Origin of the sequence: Acaryochloris sp. IP29b_bin.148 (assembly GCF_028285565.1) — a bacterium.
GTDB lineage: Bacteria > Cyanobacteriota > Cyanobacteriia > Thermosynechococcales > Thermosynechococcaceae > Acaryochloris.
The window spans coordinates 1-21,385 of sequence record NZ_JANQOY010000030.1 but is presented as its reverse complement, the minus strand read 5'-3'; the positions used below and the strand labels follow the sequence as shown (position 1 = coordinate 21,385).

Here is a 21,385-nt window from a genome sequence, read left to right as displayed (position 1 = left end):
TATTCATCCAGGAACAAAATGCAACGTATGGTGTCACGACCTAAAAGGATTTTTATCGGTGGTACTCTATCAGGATCTTGATCTTTCCCTGGATTTGCTATTTGCAGGGTGGGAAGCTAAATTAACCTCAATAACTTCAATTATTTAAAGACCAGCATTGCGGCTGAAGACTATGGAATACGATGACGAAAGCATCGACATTAAAAGCTATGTACGAATCTTAAGGCGTCGATGGCTCCCCGCCACAGCTGTTTTTGCAACGGTTGTGACCTTGACAGCGTTAGCAACATTCCTGCAGAAGTCCGTCTTTCAAGCAGAAGGAACACTGCAGTTGAAAGAGGTAGGAGGCGCGTCCACTTCAGACATAGACATTAAGGGGATAGGAGGATTAGAAGCCTTATCTGCCAGCAGTAATCCCATTGCCACTGAGGCTGAGATTTTACGTTCTGCACCCATTGTTCAGCAAACTATCAGTACTTTAAAGCTACAGGATGCAAATGGCCAACCTATAGAGCCAGACACGTTTATCCAAGCACTAACGGTCACTAATATTAAAAATACCGATATCTTAAACGTTGCCTACAAAAGTCTTGATCCTCAAGAAGCAGTTGAGGTGGTTAACCAACTGATGCAGGATTATCGAGCTAGCAACATTACGAATAACCGGGCAGAAGCGGCTTCTGCCCGCAAATATATTGAGCAACAAGTTCCTCTCGTCACTGCAAAATTGCGTCGTTTAGACTTAGCGTTACGACGGTTTAAAGAAGAGAATGGCATTACGGATTTAAAAGAAGAAGCGAGAGTACAAGCTGAAGTCACGGGCCAGCAGCAAACCGAGTTCTCTCGGATTCAAAGTGAGATGGTGAAAGCCAGTACGCGATCGCAGGCACTCCGTGACAAGCTGGGGATGACGACTGAGGAGGCTAGACAAGTCAATGACTTAAGTCAATCTCCAGGTGTGCAGAAGCTTCTAGAAGAGTCCCAAGCCAATGAAGTCCTCCTCGCTGAAGCTCGAACGCTATACGGCCCCAACCACCCTAACGTTTTAACGCTCTTGGATAGACAGACTGAACTCCAGTCTTTACTCAGCCGACAGGTGGGGCAAGTTGTTAACAACACGACCTCCCAACCCCTGCGCAATCTGCAAGCTGGCCAATCAACACAACAATTGACAGACGCTCTGGTGGAGGCTGAAGTCGAACGTCTAGGGCTAGAGCAACAGGCCATTGCTCTCACCAAGAACCAAAATACCTATAAGCGTAATCAGAAATTTTTGCCTAGGCTAGAACAACAGTTAGTAGCCATCGAACGGGATCAGCTGGTGGCTCACACCACCTATGAAGGTCTTTTAAAAGCTTTACAGCAAATCCAAATTAGTGAAAATCAAAATATCGGAAATGTTCGCATCGTCGCGGCAGCGTCATTACCTAAAACACCTATTGCGCCTCGCAAAGCCTTTAACTTAGCAGTGGGGTTGTTATTTGGCAGTCTGCTAGGGATTGGGACCGCTCTGTTATTAGAAGCCTTGGATACCTCCATTAAAACGGTACAAGAAGCCAAAGATACATTTCAGTACACCGTGTTGGGGAATATCCCGTTTCTCAAAGATGCGGAGAAAGTGTCGCGCAAAGGTTTAGATCGGCCCACCCCTGACTTGATTGTTCGCGATAATCCTCGCTCATCGGTGAGTGAATCCTACCGAATGTTGCAAGCGAATCTTAAGTTTTTGAGTTCTGATCATCAAGTCCAGGTATTTGTCATCACCAGCTCCATTCCGAAGGAGGGCAAATCAACGGTTGTGGCAAATTTGGCCTTGGCGCTTGTGGAGTTGGGGAATCGAGTTCTTGTCATTGATGCGGATTTGCGTCGTCCTTCCCAACACCAAGTTTGGGAGTTGCCAAATACGGTGGGATTGAGTAATGTCCTTGTCGAAAAACGAGGCTGGTTAGATGCGGTTCGGGAAGAAGATGACAATTTAGATATCCTGACGGCTGGGGTAATTCCCCCTAATCCTGTCCCTCTGATTGACTCGCATCATATGGCTGTGTTGTTGGAAGAATTTCATCAGGCTTACGATTATGTCTTGATCGATTCTCCACCCTTAGCAGTCGCTGCAGATGCTCTATTACTCGGCAAAATGACGGATGGCATTCTGCTGGTCACTCGCCCTGGCCTGGTGGATTCGGGGTCTGCTCAATCCTCAAAAGAGACCTTAGAAAAGTCAGGTCAGAAGGTGTTAGGGCTAGTCATTAATGGGGTGATCCCCGAAAATGAGCCTGACAGCTACTATTATTATTACGCGAAAGATTATTATGGAGAGGATGAGACTGAGCAAGCTTCTACCCCTAAAAAGAAAGTGAAAAAAAAGGCTAACTCATAACTCATAGTGCCAATGTTACTTCACTCAAATCCTATTTAATAAAATTCCTATGAAATCTTCCAATGTTGTTTGGCACACCGCGACGATCACCCGTGATCATAGAGAAAAACAGAGTGGCCATCGTAGCGTCATCCTTTGGTTTACTGGATTATCCGGTGCCGGCAAATCGACGCTGGCTCATGCGGTAGAGGAGCATCTCTTTCAGCGCCATTGTCGGACCTTTACGATTGATGGTGATAATGTTCGCCATGGTTTATGTGCGGATCTGGGCTTTTCCAGTGACGATAGAGTGGAAAATATCCGTCGGGTCGGTGAACTGGCTAAACTGTTCACTGAGGCTGGAGTGCTTGTTTTGACGGCCTTTATTTCACCGTTTCAAGCCGATCGCGATCGCGTCCGTGCTTTGGTTCCTGACGGTGAGTTTATTGAGGTTTACTGTCAGGCAAGTTTAGATATTTGTGAAGGGCGAGATGTTAAAGGGCTGTATAAGAAAGCGCGGTCGGGTGAAATTGCTCACTTCACCGGGATATCTTCTCCCTATGAGCCACCTACCTCTCCTGAATTAACCGTGAATACTGGCGAAGCGACTATAGAAGCGTGTGTGGCGCAAGTTATTCAGTACTTAGAAGCGCAAGGTATTATTTAAGCCCAGGTTTACAACTAGCGGCATTTTCTTTAGTGGGTCTCTTGCTATCCTTAGAGATGCTTCGTCGTAGATCAAGTTTTAGGCAAAAGCGTTAGTCAATACGTTCACAATATGGTGTGCGGACTTGCCATTGCCATAGGGATATTGACCCAAGGTGCCTGATGTGCCAATAAACTTTAAGGCGGTTTGGGCAAGGTCTGACGGTACACCCTGCGCAGTAATCAATGTATTCCAGCCTAGGTCGACTAGCTCTTGCCATTCTGTTTCATCCCTCAGTGTGACACAGGGCACTTGGTAAAAGAACGCCTCTTTCTGGACGCCGCCAGAATCAGTGGCAATCAGACAAGCATTCTTTTCGAGCATAATCATATCTAAATAACCCACGGGTTCAATGATCTGAAATGAAGCCGTGGGTGCTAATTCGATGTTATGAATCTGCAAGGCTTGGCGAGTACGGGGGTGTAGGGGCAACACAACTGGAATGTTTCGGCTCAGCTCTGATAAAAACGCCACAATCGTTGCTAACCTCTCAGGATGGTCTGTATTCTCAGCCCGATGAATGGTGGCTAGGATAAACTGCTTTGCTTGTAGGTTCAGGTGGTTGAGAATCTGGCTCTGTTGCTCTGCTTTCTCCGCATAGTAGAGAGCAACATCATACATAACATCACCGACCCGGTGAATCTTATCAGGGGCAATGCCTTCATGTCTGAGGTTATCCACTGCTAGTTGAGTGGGGGCCATTAATAGATCAGACGCATGATCGGTCAATACACGATTGATTTCTTCTGGCATCTGGCGATTAAAAGAACGCAAGCCTGCTTCTATATGAATAACAGGAACATGGCGTTTCGTGGCTGCCAGCGCGCCTGCTAACGTTGAATTGGTATCACCATAGACAATAACTGCATCAAATGGATGCTGGAGCAAAACATCCTCAAGGGCAGCCAGCATGCGACCTGTCTGTAGTCCGTGGAGGCCTGAGCCGATACCCAGGTTACGGTCTGGTTTGGGAATATCCAGTTCGGCAAAAAAGATATCAGACATGCTCGGGTCATAATGTTGACCGGTATGCACCAGATACTCTTCCATCTCTGGAACCTCTAATAGCGCTCTTGAGATCGATGCTGCTTTAATAAACTGAGGGCGGGCCCCAACAATGGTTAAACATTTCATGTGATTACCTGAGAGGGGGCAATGATATGGCCCCAGTCTACTGGATGCGCTGGGCCAGTTTATAACAACGTCACCTTCGTCTGATCGCAGGCCAGCTTCCGAGTAATCCCACGGGTATCTAAAACGGCTTGAGCCTGCTCCACCACTTGCCGATAATCGACACTACTATGATCCGTTGCAATGACCACTAAATTTGCCTGGGCAATGTTGTCTGGTGTTAGCTCCACACTGGTTAGCGTTTGTCCATTGACTTCAATCTCAGGAATATAGGGGTCGTGATAGGAAAGCGTGACTTGATCTTGCATCAACACTGTCATGACTTCGATGGCTGGAGATTCTCGCCAATCTGCTAAGTCTTTTTTGTAGGTGGCTCCTAGAACGAGAACCTGGGCTTTGGACGGTGCAATTCCCAATTGATTGAGAACCCTAAAGGCTTTGCTTCTGACAAAATAAGGCATGCGTCGATTAATCTCACCGGCCAAAGCGATAAACCGGGTATTAAAGTTGACTTCTTTGGCTTTCCATTCCAAATAGTGTGGATCGATGGGGATACAATGCCCTCCTACACCAGGGCCAGGATAGAAAGGCATAATTCCAAAGGGCTTTGTATTGGCTGCATCCAACACTTCCCAGACGTCTAGATCTATGCGATCGCATAACAAAGCCAACTCATTGACTAAGGCAATATTGACCGCCCGGAAGGTATTCTCAAACACTTTGACCAGTTCCGCAGCTTTGGCACTGCTGACTGGCACCACATGCTGAATTGTTTGTTGATAAAAGCAAAGCGCCACCTCTAAGGATTGCGGATCGGAGGCCCCCACCACCTTATTGGTATTCTGAGTGGTGTAACGCTGATTCCCAGGATCGACTCGCTCGGGGGAATGAGCTAGAAAAAAGTCTGTCCCCTGTTTTAACCCACTGTGTTTCTCTAGGATGGGGCGCATCACCTCATCTGTGGTACCCGGATAGGTCGTGGACTCTAACGCAATCAATTGGCCCGACTGCAACCGCAGGGCAATTTCTGTGGTGACCTTTTCGACGTAACTTAGATCAGGCGTTAGGTTTTTTGTTAAAGGTGTCGGCACACAGATAACAATGACATCGGCTGTTTGAATATTGTCAAAATCGGTCGAGGCCCGCAATTGACCACTGTTAACTGCTGCTTGGAGTTCAGCCGAACTCACATCATCAATATAGCTATCAGCCTGATTTACACGCTCAGCTCTGGCAGGATTTTGCTCGATGCCAATAACGTTGAATCCTGCTTTTGCTTTCTCAACAGCAAAGGGAAGCCCAACATAGCCTAAACCCACCACACAAACTTGGGCTGTGCGATTGATAATGCAGGCTTGGAGATGTGTAAAGCTGTTAGTCTGGTCAGAATGTTCCATATCACCCGCAAGCGCCTGAACCTTTAAGAAGATACCCCAAAAGACTTGTAAATACTATTTTTTGTTCACTGCAGCAACAGGCATAACTATCACAGCATTGATGAACTTACTAGACGGTATATCGTTTCAATTCAGAGTTCTATCACAGGTTTGTTGTGTAGTTAACTCTCTAGGCGTCGCTGTTACAGTAGAAAGTACCTAAGCGTTGCAGAAGCAGAGGTTTTTCATGACAACTCTCATCCCCACGGATTCTGCTCAAATTTATCCTGACAGCGATGGTCAACCGATGGCAGACCATACGAAACAATTTCGCTGGATTGTCACCATCAAAGAAAATTTAGAAATTTTGTTCACTGACAATCCTCAGGTTTTTATTGCCGGTGATTTGTTATGGTATCCCGTGCAAGGACGCTCAGACATTTGCGTGGCTCCCGACATTATGGTGGTGTTTGAGCGGCCCAAAGGCGATCGTGGTTCCTACAAGCAGTGGGAAGAGGACAATATTACCCCTCAGGTTGTGTTTGAAATCCTGTCTCCTGGCAATACCGTGATCGAAATAAGCCGAAAACTACTATTTTATGAGCATTATGGTGTTTCAGAATATTACCTATATGATCCTGACCAGGTCAGTCTGGGCGGATTTATGCGAAACGATCAGGATGCCTTGGTGGAAATTCCTAACCTGGAAGGTTGGATCAGTCCTCGGTTAAACATTCGATTTGAGATAGAGAATACTGATTTAGTGATTTACCGCCCTGATGGAGAGAAATTTTTAACTCCCGTTGAATTATATGACCGGGCGGAGCAGGAACGAGAGCGGGCTGAGTCGGCGGAAGCCAAAACTCAGCGGTTGGCGGCTCGACTGCGGGAGTTAGGAGTTGATCCAGACGCAGTTTAAAAAGAGTACAAAATTTATAACTACAAATTAGTGTTCTATACCTTATCATCTGGGTCTAATTGTCGCCTAACATCACTGAAACGAATGGCAAGGGACCAATATTAAATATTGTGCTGCGAAAGTATAGATTAAGGGAAAGTGCATTTTCATGGGTTAGGAATTTCAATAGTGATTGCACTCTCTTTATTTGCGCTAGGTTCAGCAGTATTCTATTGGACTAACTTCCTTAAGTCTATTGGTTGATAGGTTTCTGGGATGCCTATCTGAGTATTGCCAAGTGAAAATCGTACACATGGATTTTGGAAAGCCAGTAGATAAAATCTGCCAAATTTTAGACGATCGAGCGTATTCTACGCAAAAGTTTGAGTCCTACGGGAAATTCCATCAACTTTCTTTTTGTACGGTACTTCAAATCATTGAAGTATGAATAATCGGGATGGCTGACGAAATAAGGGACGTCTTTAAAAGTTTTGTACTGAGCTTCAGCAAACTTACGTACCGTAAATAGACTGCCATACTGATAACCTGCTGGTAAGTAGTGGGCTGTAATTGATTTACGAGAGCAACGGGGATCTTGATTGGGCAATGCACCATGAATAGTTCTTGAATTCCACATTAAGACATCACCTGGTTTAAGCGCAGGCACGAAGATTTCGTCGCGATGGGCCAAAAAATAATCATTCATTGCTGCCATCCAAACAGCGTGGTTTTCCCCAGATAAATGACTGTGCAAGTCAATTGTCATGGTTTTAGGCATAACATAAAATCGTCCAGCAGCTTCAGCAATTTCCTCTAAAGCAATCCAAGCCCCAACTAGATGGCCGTTTGGAATCGAGTCGGTATACCACCAGTCTTGATGGGGCGGTGTAGCAGTATTCGAATCAAAGAGCATTGTCTGCACTAGTTTGTGAATTTCAACACCAGTAATACTCTTCAGTGCTGTTTGTAGTTCGCCTCCACAGAAAATGGTGAGAGCACACTGGCTGAATTCAGGATAGGTGAGGTATCCGTGAATATCTAGCAACGGCTTAGTCATATAGCCATGTTCATTGATGATGTGCCGCTCGTAGTACCCTGTATTTTGTCTAAAAAAGGGCTGCCGAGACGGTAGGATGCTCTGCTGAAAGTGTGTTAGTAAGACATCAATTAGGTCTGAGGGAATGAGTTTCCTAAAAAGGAAGTAGCCATTTTCTTGGTAAAAGGCTTGGGCAGTTTGATCAAGGGGACTGTCAGCAATAGTCATAGTCTGAATTCTAACTAGAGCGCAAGACAACGGAAAAAAGGAATATGGCTCATGAAGTTCGTAGTATCAACAGCATGTAAAAAACTTTGCATATGGAGTTGATTCATTGTGTCTGTTTACCCACTACCGTTTTTCCTGGGCTCGAGTTACGAGCCATCGTAATAGCATGGATGGCATGACTAAACTTACGATAGTAGATAGCCGAACTCGTTCTTTTCTTATCATGCCCACAAGTACACGAGAATGCTGCGTCACGTCTTTAGGGCGGTTGAGCCATTTGCTCCCTAATAACAGCAGTTCATGGGCACGATAGGTAAGCCCACACTTCTGATAAACGTCAAAATATTTTTCCACAATACGATACCAGGCATAGGGGGTGACCTTACTGCTATTGCTCCCTAAGTATTTACGCCACACATAAATAGGATCATCTACAGCACTATAACCACAGCCTGAAGCAAGCACACGAATCCAAAATTCAACGTCGTGCAAGTCATCAGTTTCGAAGGTCGGATCGTAGCCTCCTACATCAGTCCATATGGATTTTCTTAAAGGGGTTGTACCCAACAGTTTCCAGTTTGTACTTAATGACCAAGGCTTAGGTGCCAGCTGAGTGCTTAAGCTAATGTCTGTAGAGCAGACTAATTGACCTATCTGCTCTACATCATCCTGTCGGTAGTATGGACCATAAACAAAACCAGCATCTGGAGAGTTTTCAAAAGCCTTGCTAATTAAAGACAAGGCATTCTCAGGAAGCAGATCATCTGCATCTAAGGGAACTAAAACATCTCCTTGAGCAGCTTTAAAACCTGCATTGCGAGCCAAGGAAGGGCCACCATTAATATGTTGCCAAACTACCTGAATATCTGGTTCAACCTCTAGCTGATGACATATGGAATTTGTGATTTCTTCGGGAGAAGCGTCATTAACAATAATAATTTCGAGCGGTGGGTGAGTTTGTTGCCGAATGCTTTCGATTGCTTCTAATATCAATGGTCCTTCACGGTAACAGGTGATCACCACACTAAGACTAATCTTCATAACTTGATTTACCAGAGCAGTCTTGCTCTTTTATCTGTCCAATAATTGCGTCTAGCATCTTATTCGCCAAATGTTCACGCGTATATTGCTGAATTTTTTCATGTTGTGGCGAATAACCTATAGATTGCCCATTCAGCATTCTTTCTATACAGTCTGCAATGTTCTGAGGCGAAGAACCTAACGGATAACCTACTCCTAGTTCTGTCATCAATTCTCCTGCCGCAGAGTCTGGCGTTGAACCAATCCCAACAATAGGTTTACCAGAGAAAAAATACTCAAATAACTTCCCAGTTAAAATACCCTTCACACTCGTATCATTCCAGTCTAGGAAAATCAGAGCATCTACACTTTGTTGTAAACCCAGAATTTCCCGACGTGGCTTAGCTGTATTAACAGAAACCACATCATGCAAATCCATAGCATCAACCAAATGATTTAACGTATCAAGATTCCAGCCATAAAAAAGTATTTCTATTTTATGGGATAGGTCACGATAACTATTTTTCAGGAGTACAAGAGACTTAAACAAGGGCATTGGATCTCTTTTTCCCGCATAAATCTGTCCCGCATACATTAAACGGATTTTGTTGTCGGACCAAGACCTAATTTGCGTCTCTTCTAAATCGTCTGGATCAAAGCCATTCTCAATAGTAATAATTGCTGGTTGAAATCTATCCTTGAGTTCTTCGGTTAGACCTTGAGAAACAGTTGTGATCAGATTTGCTTGAGAAACACACAAATCTTCAATTTTTTTCTCCAGAACAGCAAAAAGTCCACTAGACAAAACAAAATCATTCCCATACCAAAGATCACGGTAATCAGCTACCCAAAAGCACTGTTTTTTTCTCTGCACAAGAGAAGAAATAATATGGTTAGCTGGGGGACCGTAGGTACTAACAATTAAGTCAAAATCAACTTCATCAGCAAGTAGAAAGACTTTTCTCAGGGCTGGATATATCCAAAAATTACTAATCTGGATCAAGCTGCCAATCCCTACAAAACTTCTAATACTTCGGAATAACATCCGCAGCTTGTTATATAAATTCAGTTTCTGAAAAATAGTGTTCAAGCTCTTTGCCTGAGTTCCTGATGACTTTGAGTTTTTCCACTGAGGCCGAGAAGGCCAATAGTTAATAGGAAAAACATAAGGATCACTCTGCTCAGAGTGATCCTTGAAGTCAGTCACAACGTAAACCTGATGTCCTAGCTTGGACCAGTATTTTTTCCAGGAGTAAGGTCTAAGAGATGCAACTTTTGCCCAACTATCTTCTGGTGGATAGTAAAAGGCAACAATTAGAATCTTCATCAGGCTAACTTGGAGAGAATATCTACAATCTTTTCTGCACTATGGCCATCACCATACACTGTTGGGAAAGGAAGCTGATCACTATTCAGAGAAAGATGCTGCAAAATACCTATCTGTATATCTTCTGTACTTTCAGGAGGGACCAATTTGTTCCAACCTAACTCAATTAGTTCTTGCCATTCAGTCTCATCTCTTAGAACAACGCAAGGCACCTGATAAAAATACGCTTCTTTTTGAACACCACCGGAATCAGTTAAAATCAGTCGTGCATTTTTCTCTAAAGCAACCATATCGAGATAACCCACTGGACTAATCACTCTCAAAGATTTGGAAATCTTACTTTAAAAGACCACAAGACTGTAACGCCTTCTTCCTTCTGGGATGAAGAGGTAAGATGATCTCAGTTTTCTCTGAAATTTTACAAAGTGCATTAAATATATATTCAAGCCGTTTACTATCATCAGCATTCTCAGCTCTATGAATAGTAGCTAAGATGAATTCATTAGATTGAAGCTTCAGATCATTCAAGATTGTGCTTTTCTGATCTGCTTTTTGGGCAAAGGCAAGAGCAACATTATACATAACATCACCCACCTCAAAAATCTGAGTCTGATTAATACCCTCACCAATTAGATTAGCACTAGCTAATTTCGTAGGTATTAAAAGAATATCTGAAGCATGGTCAGTTAAAACCCGATTAATTTCTTCAGGCATTTGGCGATTAAGAGAACGAAGGCCAGCTTCAATATGAGCAATAGGAATATGTAGTTTAGCTGCCGCTATTGCACTTGCTAATGTAGAGTTAGTATCTCCATAAACCACAAATATATTTGGCTGTTCTTTTATCAGCATCTCTTCTATTCCATCAATCATCTTGCCTGTTTGCTGGCCATGAGTGCCTGATCCAATCCCAAGATTATCATCTGGCTTCTTAATCTCAAGTTCGGTAAAGAAAATTTCCGACATTCCTTGATCATAATGTTGACCTGTATGTAGAAAAATTTCCCTGTAATCAATTCCTGATAGCACACGAGAAACAGCAGAAGCTTTTATAAATTGAGGTCTAGCTCCAATAATAGTTAAGCATTTCATGCAGCAAGGATTTGTTGGTAGAGATCGCGTTCGATAAGATCCTTAAAGCGGTGATTATGCCAGAGCAGATTAAAGTCTCCGTTAAATAATCGGCATGTATTTTTTAAAGCACAGATGTAATTATAAGCTTCTTCAATATTACGGCTAAGCCCCATATACCGATTATCAAGCACAGTACATTCCATTACTATGAGAGGACGCTCAACAAGATTTAACGCTTGTCTAGTCACCAAATTAAATACGGAATATTCATAACAAGTACCGCAGCGGAATCCTGGCCAATCAGCAAAGCCCAAGGTTGAGTCATAGGAAAGCCCTGCATCAAAACAATTTTGGAATGTATGCGGGGTTTGCCATCTTAGATAATGCTGCCTTCCTCCCCAATATTCTTGCTGAATGTTTTCTTCGGAACAGACTTTACGAAGAACTTCAAACTCATGGAGAGTTTGGGAGGGATCTAAATAAGTGTTAAAACTTGGGTGTAAACCAATTTCATGACCTCTCTGATATATCTGGCGTAAAAGAGATCGAATCAGAGGATGCTGAATGCAATAATCCCCATCTTTGTCAGAATCAGTATGATCAGCAATGAAGTAGAAAGCACCAGTCAATCCATATGACTCATTCAGAGTCATCAGCCATTCAAAGGTATTAAAGGCATCCCGCATATGCCCAAAATATTTAACATAAGTCCAGTCGCGAACTCGATACAGACTCTGACGAAGGTTATTTCGCTTAACTATATCGCCCACAGCATTATGGATTAGTTTTTGAACATTTGTGAAAATGTATTGGTATGGTTTGTCTACATCATGACTAACGTGCATTTTAAAGTTTCTGGGCTTGCGCTTTAGCTTAGGCCAAAGTTGTTGAAGACATGCCCATAAAATCTCAACATACTCATCGACAATCGGACGATCTATAAAATTTTCTTGATATGCCAAAGATGCCTTAGCAGGAAAGCGGCTAAATTGATCAGCACTTTTTCTTATGGCTTCTTCAAGTCGGGTAAGCATAAAAAAAGTAGAACCAAAAATATCTAATCCCAGAAATATTTTATTCTCTACAATCTTGAAGAAATTCTCTGAACTAGATTTTGATCCATAAATAATTGGGATCTTTGGATCAACAAGAGTAGGTGATATCTGTATAGTACTAACATCCCAAACTTCTAATGGCTGAAATGGTAGAGATTGTAGACTTAGCCAGTAATTCAAGGGGGTAGAAAATAATTTATCAGCTACTATTAGTTCATTTTCGCCATCAATAGTAATTAAAGTATCTACTCTATCAGATAGTTTTACATTTAATTCTAAGCCTAACAACTCACAAAATATTATAGCTAGTATATAACGACGTTCTGGTTCATAGGACTGGGGAACTTCAACAGAAATCATTGGTTTAGCTTAATTTCGCTAGCAAACATGAATATTTAGATATAAACCATAAAAACAGAAGGGATGAACACATAACTTTTAGAAAGTTATAAATATCTAGTTTAACATTTTTGACAAACTTTCAAAAGGAAACGCCCTGATAATTAGCGTCTTTAAAGTTAGTCTATTTTACTAGAGATAGGAAGTATAAAATAGCTACTGAATATACTCAGATATAGGCCCAAATAAAGGTTGCCATGTATTTGCATATGTATGCCCTTTGCCCTTTGTTCCTCGAGGTAAATCACCATCAAAATCTTTGGGAATTCCGACAACATCATATGACAACAAGAAATTTTCAGGCTTTTTCTTATACTTATAAAGAAATTCAAAATCAACGACTATAAGTTTCTGACTGGGAGTTAATATAAGATTACCAGGATAACACCCAATAAGAGCATATCCTAAGTCATAACAAGTCTTCAGCATGTTTATAATACTTTCTGCATGCGGCTTAAGTAGTTGTTTCTTTTCTAAAGATGAGCAATTTTCTAAGATATTTTCGTACCATGGAATAATGATGTAATTATCGTTTTTTTCTAGCAATGGTGGAACAACTTCTATTTCTTTCCCGATTAGTTCATATCCCAGAATTTCTCGTTCACAAAATCTTTCTAATCCATATTTAAAGGTTTTCTTTATAGACTTCCTCTCCTTATATAGAATCAGTTCAACCTTAGAACGTGTTTTATTGGATTCATAGAGGTGAAGAATAGGATAGCTAGTTTGATATAGGCTTCGCCGTTTCTCTATTTTTTTATTAATAGTTTCCAAATGTTGTGGAATTACTAGTTTTATATATTCCCAAGACTCTAATTCATCATCAGCTGCATGAATACAATTCATATGCAACCACCAAAACATTTCATTATTAAAGTAGTTGCGAATTTTGTTTTTGATAAACACATGCCGATTTCTAACGAAAGGATGAGTTTTTCTATCAGTTGCTAATGATGCTTCAGGATGATAATCATAACAAATGATAAACTGCGATGGTTTACCACCACTCACCGGATAAGGTCCTTGATCCCATTGACCTCCACGCAATTCTTGAGTAGCAGTCTCTATTTCAGTTTCAGAAAGGTTAAAAACATCTATAACTTCAATTTTTGCATTAATTAACTCTTGCAAGACAATATCTTCTTTATTGTTTTTGACTATCCAATCCCTGGTAATAAAAACCATTAGTTCTCCATCCGAGTCCTCTATATCTCTATCGAGAGTAGGTAGAAGATCAAGGAGCCACTGGTCCTTAACTGCAAGCCTTCTTAAGGTATCAAGCCTTGGTGACCACCCTTGAGATTTTAGAAAACGATGAATTTCAGTAAAATCATTAGAAATTTCTGCGAAATTAGCGACCTTGGCTATTTTCTGTAAGTACCAATAGTAATCATGATCTGCTCCATTGAAACTTTTATATTGATGGTGAGATAGCCCTGATTTCTCGCCTTTATGGTAAATAGCATGATAAGCGAGGCTTAGGAAATGAAGTTCAGGGTTGGGAACTGCATATATTTCTTGAAACCAGATACGTGACACTAGAATTTTTCGAGCTAGATGAGCAGGATAATATGACATTCCCTGATAGTCCGCTCCAGGGATTCCTGATACAGAGTACACATCAAAAGCTATGGTTTTTAATGTAGTAGAAAAAAGATCTGCAATTCTAGGAATATCTCTGTCATCAACTAAAAGATCGATATCTTCTCCTGTCTCAATCACAGGCATACTTTCAAACCATCTTAGAATGACATAATTAATATTTCTTTCTTTTAGCGCTTTAAAGAAATCTTCTAAAGTTATATCTTCTCTCAGATGCCTTCTAACTTTTTGCCTGTTATCAACTGGCGCATATATTTCTTTGAGTACAGAAAATATTGGCTTTGGAATTAGAAGCTTGATTGTTCTTGCTGAGTATTTCGGAGATTTATTTACTATTTTAGCGACAGTATTAATAGTTTTTAATATGAATATTTTTTGATTGTTTCTGTTTAGCAAAGAATTAATCTTTCCTCTTGATTTATTGCTAAGCATATAAGAAGTCCTATAAAATATAGTTCAAAAATAAACTTGGAAACTTGAGTTTATATAATATCAATAGCATGCTTTATTTTATCTAATGAAAAAACAAAATTTAGTATAACAAAAATCATTGCTATGACAAGTCTTATATATATTTCTATATCAAAATATGCTAAAGTGAGAAAAATACAAGCAACTGGAATAAATCTAACAACATCATTCATCAAGATGTGTAAGCTTTTTCGAATAGATACACCTGAAAGTTCTAGATTTATTAAAGTTTTTCTACTATAAACAAATATACCAGTTAAAGAAAACATCAATAATGTGAATCTTGGTGATTGCAGGGAAACTCCGATACCCAAAGAAAGCACACGTGTAATAAAGTTAAATATATTCCATTTGAATTGAATATTTTGCTTTTCTAGCACACTATACAGTGTACTAAAAGGACCAGAAATAAACCAGAAAAATGCCCAAATACTTAGTATTTGAGTATAAACTCCTGCTTCTGCCCATTCGTTACCAAAACATACTATATAAAGATCTTTGCCTATTAGTGAAAGCAAAAATATAGGAAAAAGGCCAACTTTAATTAATGCTAAAAAAGTATTTTCAACAAGGATTGATAAATTTCCATTAATCTTGGCATCAGCAGCTCTTTGGAAAAAAACATGACTAATCGACTTGCCTATTAAACTCATCGGCATCTTTAATAGTCGGAATCCTAATGCATAATAACCAGCTACTATAGGAGAAAAATATGCAGCTAAGATGAATACTGGAAGCTTCCAGGAAACTGTATTAAGCAGGGCAGACCAAATCCCATAAATTGGGAAATTACGATATCGGAAAGCTAATATTCTTGCTTCTTGCCAACGAACCTTCAATAATAGCTGCTTACTTTCTAACCATGTGAAATAGCTTACAAAAAGAACTGCTAAGCCCTGACCAATAATACTTGAAGCTATCATGGTCTTACCATTAGCATATCCAAAAAATCCAAGAATAATTGTAATAAGGATAGTTGTTACCGCATTGATAATCTGATAAATAGATAACCTCGAAAAGTTTTTAGCTCTAGAATTCCAATGACTCAAAGCAGTTGCTGTGCCTGCAAAAAAGACTGCTATGGGCAAAAGAAATAGATATTCATTAAGAGATTGAAAATTTTGGTTTAGATGCCAAAAATGATCAATAAAAAAAGTTATTAATAATGTCAATAAAGATATTAAAGTAGTAAATCCTAAGCTAGTGGCAAATAAATTTGCAGCTTCTTGGTCACTCTCTGGTAGCATGATCGAGAATTCATAGCGCATACATGTAAAAACGCCAATAATTCCAGTAATAGATGTAAATAAACTTAGTATTCCAAATGCTTGTGGTTCATAAATTCTAGTTAGGACAGGGATTGTTGCAATATTTAAAATCTGTGAAAGGACTGTTCCAGAAACAAGTTTCAATACGTCTCTAGTAAAACTCGTTTTGTTAAACAGAAACATATAATGATTTTGCTAATCTAGGTTGTCTAAAATTAAATTTTTTAAGGTAATAAAGCCTCTAGAAATCAAGTCTTGAAATTTCTATAATTGGCAACGTCCAAGCTCTAGGGTTGAGTTGAAATTTTAGCTAGATAGCATCTGTTAATTGCTCTTCTAACTTTTAAGAAAGGTGAATAAGTAGTTAAAAAGTTTGTATAATATGCTGATTTGTTATTAGATTCATAAGTTAATGCTCAAATACATCTTGGAGATAGGGTTAGAACTTAATACAACACCTCTTTAATTTTGCGAGAAGATTAGAAAACTTCGTGTAAATCTACTAACTTCCAAAATGTATGTACATAGTGGCTTAAATTTTTCCCCAGCTTATCTCTATGAAGAATTTATAGTAGAGTCACCTTGGAACGTTCGCATTCAAATTTACGCGTAATACCGCGGGTATCCAACACAGCTTTAGCCCACTGCACCACTTGAGGATAATCCAGGCCACTATGATCTGTTGCAATGAGGACTAAATCTGCTGCCGCTATCGTCTCTGGCGTCAGCTCTATGCTGCTCAGTACTTGACCACTGACTTGGATCTCTGGGATATAAGGATCGTGATAAGAAAGATTGACTTGATCCTGCAATAACGCCTCCATAACATCAATTGCTGGAGATTCTCTCCAGTCTGCCAAGTCCTTTTTGTAAGTTGCACCTAGCACTAAGACATTGGCCCTTGAAGGGGCAATCCCCAACTGGTTGAGAACCTTAAAGGCTTTACTCCTGACAAAAGACGGCATCCGCCGGTTAATCTCACCTGCTAAGGCAATAAAACGAGTGTTGAAGTTAACTTCTTTGGCCTTCCACTCTAAATAGTGAGGATCAATGGGAATACAGTGACCGCCAACACCAGGTCCAGGGTAAAAAGGCATAATCCCAAAAGGTTTGGTATTGGCGGCATCCAAAACTTCCCAGACATCTAGGTCAATGCGATCGCACAACAATGCCAACTCATTCACTAGGGCAATATTGACCGCACGAAAAGTATTCTCAAATACCTTTACCAGTTCTGCAGCCTTCGCACTGCTCACTGGGACAACATGTTGAATGGTTTGTTGATAAAAACACAATGCTATTTCCAAGGATTGCGCATCTGATGCGCCCACAACCTTATTTGTATTCTGAGTGGTGTAACGCTGGTTACCAGGATCAACCCGTTCTGGGGAATGAGCTAGCAAGAAATCTTTTCCCTGAACTAATCCACTATTCTTTTTCAGAATAGGTCGCATAACCTCATCAGTTGTGCCTGGATACGTCGTAGACTCCAAGGCAATTAATTGTCCAGGTTTCAGCCGATGTGAAATTTCTGTGGTGACACTTTCGATATAACTTAAATCAGGGGTTAGATTCTTTGTTAACGGAGTCGGGACACAAATGACGATCACATCAGCATTTCGGATCTCATCAAAATCAGTTGTAGCCCTGAGCTTACCGGCACTCACAGCAGCTTCAAGTTCAGCAGAACTGACATCATCAATGTAACTCTTCGATTGATTCACTTGTCCTGCTCTGGCTGGATTCTGTTCAACGCCAACGACATCGAATCCTGCTTTAGCTTTCTCTACTGCAAACGGGAGACCAACATAGCCTAGGCCGATCACACATACCTTGGCTTTTCGTGTGAGAATACAGTCTTTAAGTTGAGAAAAGTGGTTGAATTTCTCAGAATTCCCCATTTCAGTTAAAGGAGCCTGAACCATCAGAAGATACCTAAAAAATCAACGATTTTCTTTCTATATTTGTGAACCCTAAGAAGAAATATTAGACAGATAATTACTGAGTAAACATCTCTAAGACCTACCCAAAACAACCTGTTCAGATCTTCTCCTAACCGATAGAAGCATTGCTTGTCTCTGCAGTTAAAACCCAGGAATGGTGGGTTTCTCACCCTAATGTACCCATCCCTAGTACTTTTCTATCAAAGTCCCACGAAGGCTATCTGGGCAGTTGTTATTCTAGTAACGGCTAGGCTAGGCTTACAATTTTATCCACCATGAATACAACTGGAGACGCCACATGGGTTTTAGGCAGTCGAGTGGATGTGACAAGCTATGAAGATGCTTGCGATCGCATCCAAACCTGGGCTGAATCTCAGACCTCTTGCTATATCATTGCCGCCAACGTCCATGTGATGATGACTGGCTACTGGCAACCGGATTACCAAACCATTATTAACGAGGCGGCCTTAGTGACGCCCGACGGTATGCCTTTAGTTTGGGTAATGCGGCAATTGGGGCGTAAACAACAAACGAGAGTCTATGGTCCAGACTTAATGTTGGCTTGGTGTGAGCGAGCAGCTGAGGTGGGTCTTCCGATTTATCTGTATGGGGGAACGGAAACCATGCTTGAGAAATTGATCACCAAGCTCACCCAGCAGTACCCTCAGCTCAAAATTGCAGGACACTATGCCCCTCCCTTTCGAGCTTTAACACTAGCCGAGGAAAAGATGGATTGCGATCGCATCCAGACATCAGGCGCTGCGGTCGTTTTCGTGGCCCTTGGCTGTCCCAAGCAAGAACAATGGATGGCCCGCCAACAGAGCAAAATCAAAGCCGTGATGATTGGTGTTGGGGCCGCCTTTAGTTTTCATAGTGGCGACGTTCAACAGGCGCCTCGTTGGATGATGCGGCTGGGCCTAGAATGGCTGTATCGATTGTTGACTGAACCACGGAGACTGTGGCGTCGATACTTGATCAACAACCCCCTGTTTATCCTTTTAGTCAGTCAACAGATGCTTCAGCAGGCCTGCAAACGCAGTCGATAACCGCTTAAGTATTGCGTTTCGCCACTTCTTGAGCCGAAGCACTCAAGTTAAAGAGTATATTCAGGGATTGCATAGCCTTACGTCGCACTTCAATATCTTGCTGAGCCCGCAACTGCACCATGGGATCGTGCAAAATCTTGTTGACGATGCCTCGGGTTAACGCTTCAATCACTTCTTGATGCTTTTCTGCAAATTCGGTTCCGAGGCGGGATAAAGCTTTTTCTAACTCTTGCTCCCGAATAGATTCCACCTTCGTCCTTAAGCTGCTAATGGTGGGAACAGTCTCCAAGGACCGCCACCAAACATCAAAACTAGCGACTTCTTCTTCCAACAGAGATTCTGCTTCCAGCGCCATCTGTCGTCGACTCTCTTGATTTTGGGCGACAACCGCCTTCAGGTCATCCACATTAAAGGCATGGACTTGTGTTAATTCATTCACATTGCTGTGAACATTTCGAGGCACGGAAATATCAAAGATCATGCAAGATTGGCGATCGCCGACAATCGGCTCTAAAATATCGCGATCCAACAAGGGTTCCGTCGAAGCAGTACTCGTGAAAATCAAATCAGCATCAGATAAGACATCCTGCATGTCCGCTAAGGTATGCAGTTTAAGATCCGCATCTTGAAATTGACCTGCCAGCTGTTCGGCGCGCTTCAAGGACCGATTTAAGATAGCAATTTGATTGGCCCCTTTACTCAGAAGGTGCTGGACCAACAAGCGAGACATCTTGCCTGCGCCGATAATAGCCACCCGATGGGCAGATAAGTCTTCGGTTTTCATTTGGGCCAGTTCAACCGCTGCTGAGCTGATAGAGACTGCCCCTGTGCCAATACTCGTTTCAGTGCGGACCCGCTTACCCGCAGAAATCGCCTGTTTGAATAAGCGATTAAGAATCGGACCAGCACCACTATACTTCTGACTCAATTTATGAGTTTGCTTCACTTGAGCCAGAATTTGTCCTTCTCCCAACACTAGACTGTCTAATCCGGCAGACACGCGCATCAAATGCATCACAGCATCTTGATGCAGAAGGATGAACAAATGCTGACGCAGTTCTAACAGGGGAATTTGACTCCACTCTGATAAGAACTGCGTCAGCTCACGAATACCGTCGTCGGTTTCCTGTGCAACCACATAGACTTCCATGCGATTACAGGTACTTAAAATGGCCACTTCCTCTAAATGGGGATAACTCCTCAATTGAGAGGTGGCTTTTTCTTTAACATCATCAGGAATGCTGAGTTTTTCTCGTACATCCACTGGTGCTGTTTTATGGCTTAAACCGACAACCGCAATATTCATGTGTCCTCCTGCTCTGTTTAATTAGCCGCGTCGTTAGAGAGATACAAACTTCAGAATTGAGAGGCTATCGCCTAGTGTAATTGAAGTGCTTTCGGACGTTTAGGCGTTTCAAACATATGAACGGTGTCAACAAACCGGGCAGTCTTAGACTGGGTGGAAATAACCAGGGATTGCGTTCTAGCCCCTCCACCAAAGAAGCGGACCCCTTTCATTAAGGTTCCGGGGGTAATGCCACAGGCGGCAAACAGGACGGTTTCACCACAGGCCAATTCTTCAGCGGTATACACCTTATCTGGATCGGTAATACCCATTTCCTTGAGTCGAGCGAGGTTGCTTTCCTTGCTCTCACCAATCAGTCCGGTCTTAACGATGTCGGGGTCATAAACCAGCTGGCCCTGGAAATGCCCACCCAGCGCGCGCATCGCGGCAGCTGAAATCACGCCTTCAGGAGCAGCACCAATGCCCATCAGTGCATGAATATTAGTACCGGAGAAGGCACAGGACAGAGCAGCTGAGACATCTCCATCGGTAATCAGAGCGACTCGTGCCCCTGCCTCTCGAATTTCCTTAATCAGATCATTGTGGCGTTCGCGCTTCATTACCACCACGACCAGTTCTTCGATGGAGCGATCCAGCGCTTGAGCCAAAATTTGGAGATTTTCAGTGGCAGATTTATTAATATCCACTTTGCCTTTAGCGGCAGGGGGCGCTGCTAATTTCTTCATATAGAAGTCAGGCGCTTCAAACAACCCTCCCTTCTCAGAAATGGCCAAGACTGCCATAGAGCCATTCTGACCGTAGGCCACCAGGTTGGTGCCTTCACAGGGGTCAACCGCGATATCAATCTCTAATAATTCATCGGGATTACAGAATTGAGCTGCATCGGGTTGGGTGCAAATCCCCAATTCTTCGCCGATATAGAGCATGGGGGCATCATCTCTTTCCCCTTCACCAATAACGATGCGGCCTCGCATATGGATTTTGTTCATGCGATCGCGCATGGCTTCCACTGCAACATGGTCTGCAGTATCTTTTTCACCTTTTCCCATCCATCGAGCTGAGGCAATGGCTGCTTGTTCAACCACCTCAATGATCTCTAGGCCGATAACGTTATCCACGCAAAGATTCCTCCTAAATGCC

At 42.0% G+C, this 21,385-nt stretch carries 17 protein-coding genes; 4 read left to right on the top strand and 13 right to left on the bottom strand.

Annotated features, from left to right (window positions below; translation table 11 throughout):
• Positions 1 to 172 precede the first annotated feature (172 nt).
• Positions 173 to 2,380 (top strand): polysaccharide biosynthesis tyrosine autokinase, encoded by a 2,208-nt coding sequence (locus tag Q0986_RS03105; protein WP_299403577.1) that lies wholly within the window; start codon positions 173 to 175, stop codon positions 2,378 to 2,380.
• A gap of 43 nt (positions 2,381 to 2,423) precedes the next feature.
• Positions 2,424 to 3,026, top strand: coding sequence for an adenylyl-sulfate kinase (gene cysC, locus Q0986_RS03100; RefSeq protein ID WP_299403709.1), 603 nt, complete (start codon positions 2,424 to 2,426; stop codon positions 3,024 to 3,026).
• 78 nt (positions 3,027 to 3,104) lie between these two features.
• Here the strand turns inward: cysC and wecB (Q0986_RS03095) are convergent, their stop codons facing one another.
• A complete protein-coding gene (wecB, locus tag Q0986_RS03095) occupies positions 3,105 to 4,199 on the bottom strand; it encodes a non-hydrolyzing UDP-N-acetylglucosamine 2-epimerase (protein ID WP_299403572.1) in 1,095 nt (364 codons plus the stop codon).
• 59 nt (positions 4,200 to 4,258) lie between these two features.
• A complete protein-coding gene (locus Q0986_RS03090; protein WP_299403567.1) occupies positions 4,259 to 5,593 on the bottom strand; it encodes a nucleotide sugar dehydrogenase in 1,335 nt (444 codons plus the stop codon).
• Positions 5,594 to 5,819: 226 nt separating this feature from the next.
• On the opposite strand from Q0986_RS03090, the gene Q0986_RS03085 reads away from it, so the two are divergent.
• Complete coding sequence (locus Q0986_RS03085; protein ID WP_299403562.1) at positions 5,820 to 6,491, top strand: Uma2 family endonuclease; 672 nt, start codon at positions 5,820 to 5,822, stop codon at positions 6,489 to 6,491.
• Between the two features lie 331 nt (positions 6,492 to 6,822).
• Here the strand turns inward: Q0986_RS03085 and Q0986_RS03080 are convergent, their stop codons facing one another.
• From Q0986_RS03080 to Q0986_RS03040, 9 genes are all read right to left on the bottom strand, one after another.
• Positions 6,823 to 7,734, bottom strand: coding sequence for a phytanoyl-CoA dioxygenase family protein (locus tag Q0986_RS03080; RefSeq protein ID WP_299403559.1), 912 nt, complete (start codon positions 7,732 to 7,734; stop codon positions 6,823 to 6,825).
• 123 nt (positions 7,735 to 7,857) lie between these two features.
• On the bottom strand, positions 7,858 to 8,775 hold the full coding sequence (locus Q0986_RS03075; RefSeq protein ID WP_299403555.1) for a glycosyltransferase family 2 protein: 918 nt from the start codon (positions 8,773 to 8,775) through the stop codon (positions 7,858 to 7,860).
• Positions 8,765 to 10,081: a hypothetical protein gene (locus Q0986_RS03070; protein WP_299403550.1), complete on the bottom strand. Its 1,317-nt coding sequence runs from the start codon at positions 10,079 to 10,081 to the stop codon at positions 8,765 to 8,767. The genes Q0986_RS03075 and Q0986_RS03070 overlap by 11 nt, the downstream gene beginning before the upstream one ends.
• On the bottom strand, positions 10,081 to 10,371 hold the full coding sequence (locus tag Q0986_RS03065; protein WP_366918498.1) for a UDP-N-acetylglucosamine 2-epimerase: 291 nt from the start codon (positions 10,369 to 10,371) through the stop codon (positions 10,081 to 10,083). The genes Q0986_RS03070 and Q0986_RS03065 overlap by 1 nt, the downstream gene beginning before the upstream one ends.
• A gap of 46 nt (positions 10,372 to 10,417) precedes the next feature.
• On the bottom strand, positions 10,418 to 11,173 hold the full coding sequence (gene wecB, locus Q0986_RS03060) for a non-hydrolyzing UDP-N-acetylglucosamine 2-epimerase (protein ID WP_299403544.1): 756 nt from the start codon (positions 11,171 to 11,173) through the stop codon (positions 10,418 to 10,420).
• Complete coding sequence (locus tag Q0986_RS03055; protein ID WP_299403540.1) at positions 11,170 to 12,570, bottom strand: polysaccharide deacetylase family protein; 1,401 nt, start codon at positions 12,568 to 12,570, stop codon at positions 11,170 to 11,172. Before Q0986_RS03055 ends, wecB (Q0986_RS03060) begins: the two co-directional genes overlap by 4 nt.
• Before the next feature lie 195 nt (positions 12,571 to 12,765).
• Complete coding sequence (locus Q0986_RS03050; protein ID WP_299403535.1) at positions 12,766 to 14,643, bottom strand: hypothetical protein; 1,878 nt, start codon at positions 14,641 to 14,643, stop codon at positions 12,766 to 12,768.
• 50 nt (positions 14,644 to 14,693) lie between these two features.
• Positions 14,694 to 16,094 carry an oligosaccharide flippase family protein gene (locus Q0986_RS03045; RefSeq protein WP_299403532.1) on the bottom strand — a complete coding sequence of 467 codons (1,401 nt, stop codon included), beginning with the start codon at positions 16,092 to 16,094 and terminating at the stop codon, positions 14,694 to 14,696.
• A 422-nt stretch (positions 16,095 to 16,516) separates the two neighbouring features.
• Positions 16,517 to 17,851, bottom strand: coding sequence for a nucleotide sugar dehydrogenase (locus Q0986_RS03040; RefSeq protein ID WP_366918500.1), 1,335 nt, complete (start codon positions 17,849 to 17,851; stop codon positions 16,517 to 16,519).
• A gap of 317 nt (positions 17,852 to 18,168) precedes the next feature.
• On the opposite strand from Q0986_RS03040, the gene Q0986_RS03035 reads away from it, so the two are divergent.
• Positions 18,169 to 18,939, top strand: coding sequence for a WecB/TagA/CpsF family glycosyltransferase (locus tag Q0986_RS03035; protein WP_299403524.1), 771 nt, complete (start codon positions 18,169 to 18,171; stop codon positions 18,937 to 18,939).
• A gap of 4 nt (positions 18,940 to 18,943) precedes the next feature.
• On the opposite strand, the gene Q0986_RS03030 is transcribed toward Q0986_RS03035, so the two are convergent.
• Both Q0986_RS03030 and glpX read right to left on the bottom strand, forming a co-directional pair.
• Positions 18,944 to 20,245, bottom strand: a complete 1,302-nt coding sequence (locus tag Q0986_RS03030; protein WP_299403521.1) for a glutamyl-tRNA reductase — start codon at positions 20,243 to 20,245, stop codon at positions 18,944 to 18,946.
• Positions 20,246 to 20,316: 71 nt separating this feature from the next.
• On the bottom strand, positions 20,317 to 21,363 hold the full coding sequence (glpX, locus tag Q0986_RS03025) for a class II fructose-bisphosphatase (protein ID WP_299403706.1): 1,047 nt from the start codon (positions 21,361 to 21,363) through the stop codon (positions 20,317 to 20,319).
• Between the last annotated feature and the right edge of the window lie 22 nt (positions 21,364 to 21,385).

Coding starts and splice junctions, on each gene's coding strand:
- Q0986_RS03080 (WP_299403559.1), bottom strand. CDS start 7,734: ATGACTATTGCTGACAGTCCCCTTGATCAAACTGCCCAAGCCTTTTAC.
- wecB (WP_299403572.1), bottom strand. CDS start 4,199: ATGAAATGTTTAACCATTGTTGGGGCCCGCCCTCAGTTTATTAAAGCA.
- Q0986_RS03090 (WP_299403567.1), bottom strand. CDS start 5,593: ATGGAACATTCTGACCAGACTAACAGCTTTACACATCTCCAAGCCTGC.
- Q0986_RS03075 (WP_299403555.1), bottom strand. CDS start 8,775: ATGAAGATTAGTCTTAGTGTGGTGATCACCTGTTACCGTGAAGGACCA.
- Q0986_RS03050 (WP_299403535.1), bottom strand. CDS start 14,643: ATGCTTAGCAATAAATCAAGAGGAAAGATTAATTCTTTGCTAAACAGA.
- Q0986_RS03065 (WP_366918498.1), bottom strand. CDS start 10,371: ATGGTTGCTTTAGAGAAAAATGCACGACTGATTTTAACTGATTCCGGT.
- Q0986_RS03105 (WP_299403577.1), top strand. CDS start 173: ATGGAATACGATGACGAAAGCATCGACATTAAAAGCTATGTACGAATC.
- Q0986_RS03040 (WP_366918500.1), bottom strand. CDS start 17,851: ATGGGGAATTCTGAGAAATTCAACCACTTTTCTCAACTTAAAGACTGT.
- Q0986_RS03055 (WP_299403540.1), bottom strand. CDS start 12,570: ATGATTTCTGTTGAAGTTCCCCAGTCCTATGAACCAGAACGTCGTTAT.
- Q0986_RS03035 (WP_299403524.1), top strand. CDS start 18,169: ATGAATACAACTGGAGACGCCACATGGGTTTTAGGCAGTCGAGTGGAT.
- wecB (WP_299403544.1), bottom strand. CDS start 11,173: ATGAAATGCTTAACTATTATTGGAGCTAGACCTCAATTTATAAAAGCT.
- Q0986_RS03030 (WP_299403521.1), bottom strand. CDS start 20,245: ATGAATATTGCGGTTGTCGGTTTAAGCCATAAAACAGCACCAGTGGAT.
- Q0986_RS03085 (WP_299403562.1), top strand. CDS start 5,820: ATGACAACTCTCATCCCCACGGATTCTGCTCAAATTTATCCTGACAGC.
- Q0986_RS03070 (WP_299403550.1), bottom strand. CDS start 10,081: ATGAAGATTCTAATTGTTGCCTTTTACTATCCACCAGAAGATAGTTGG.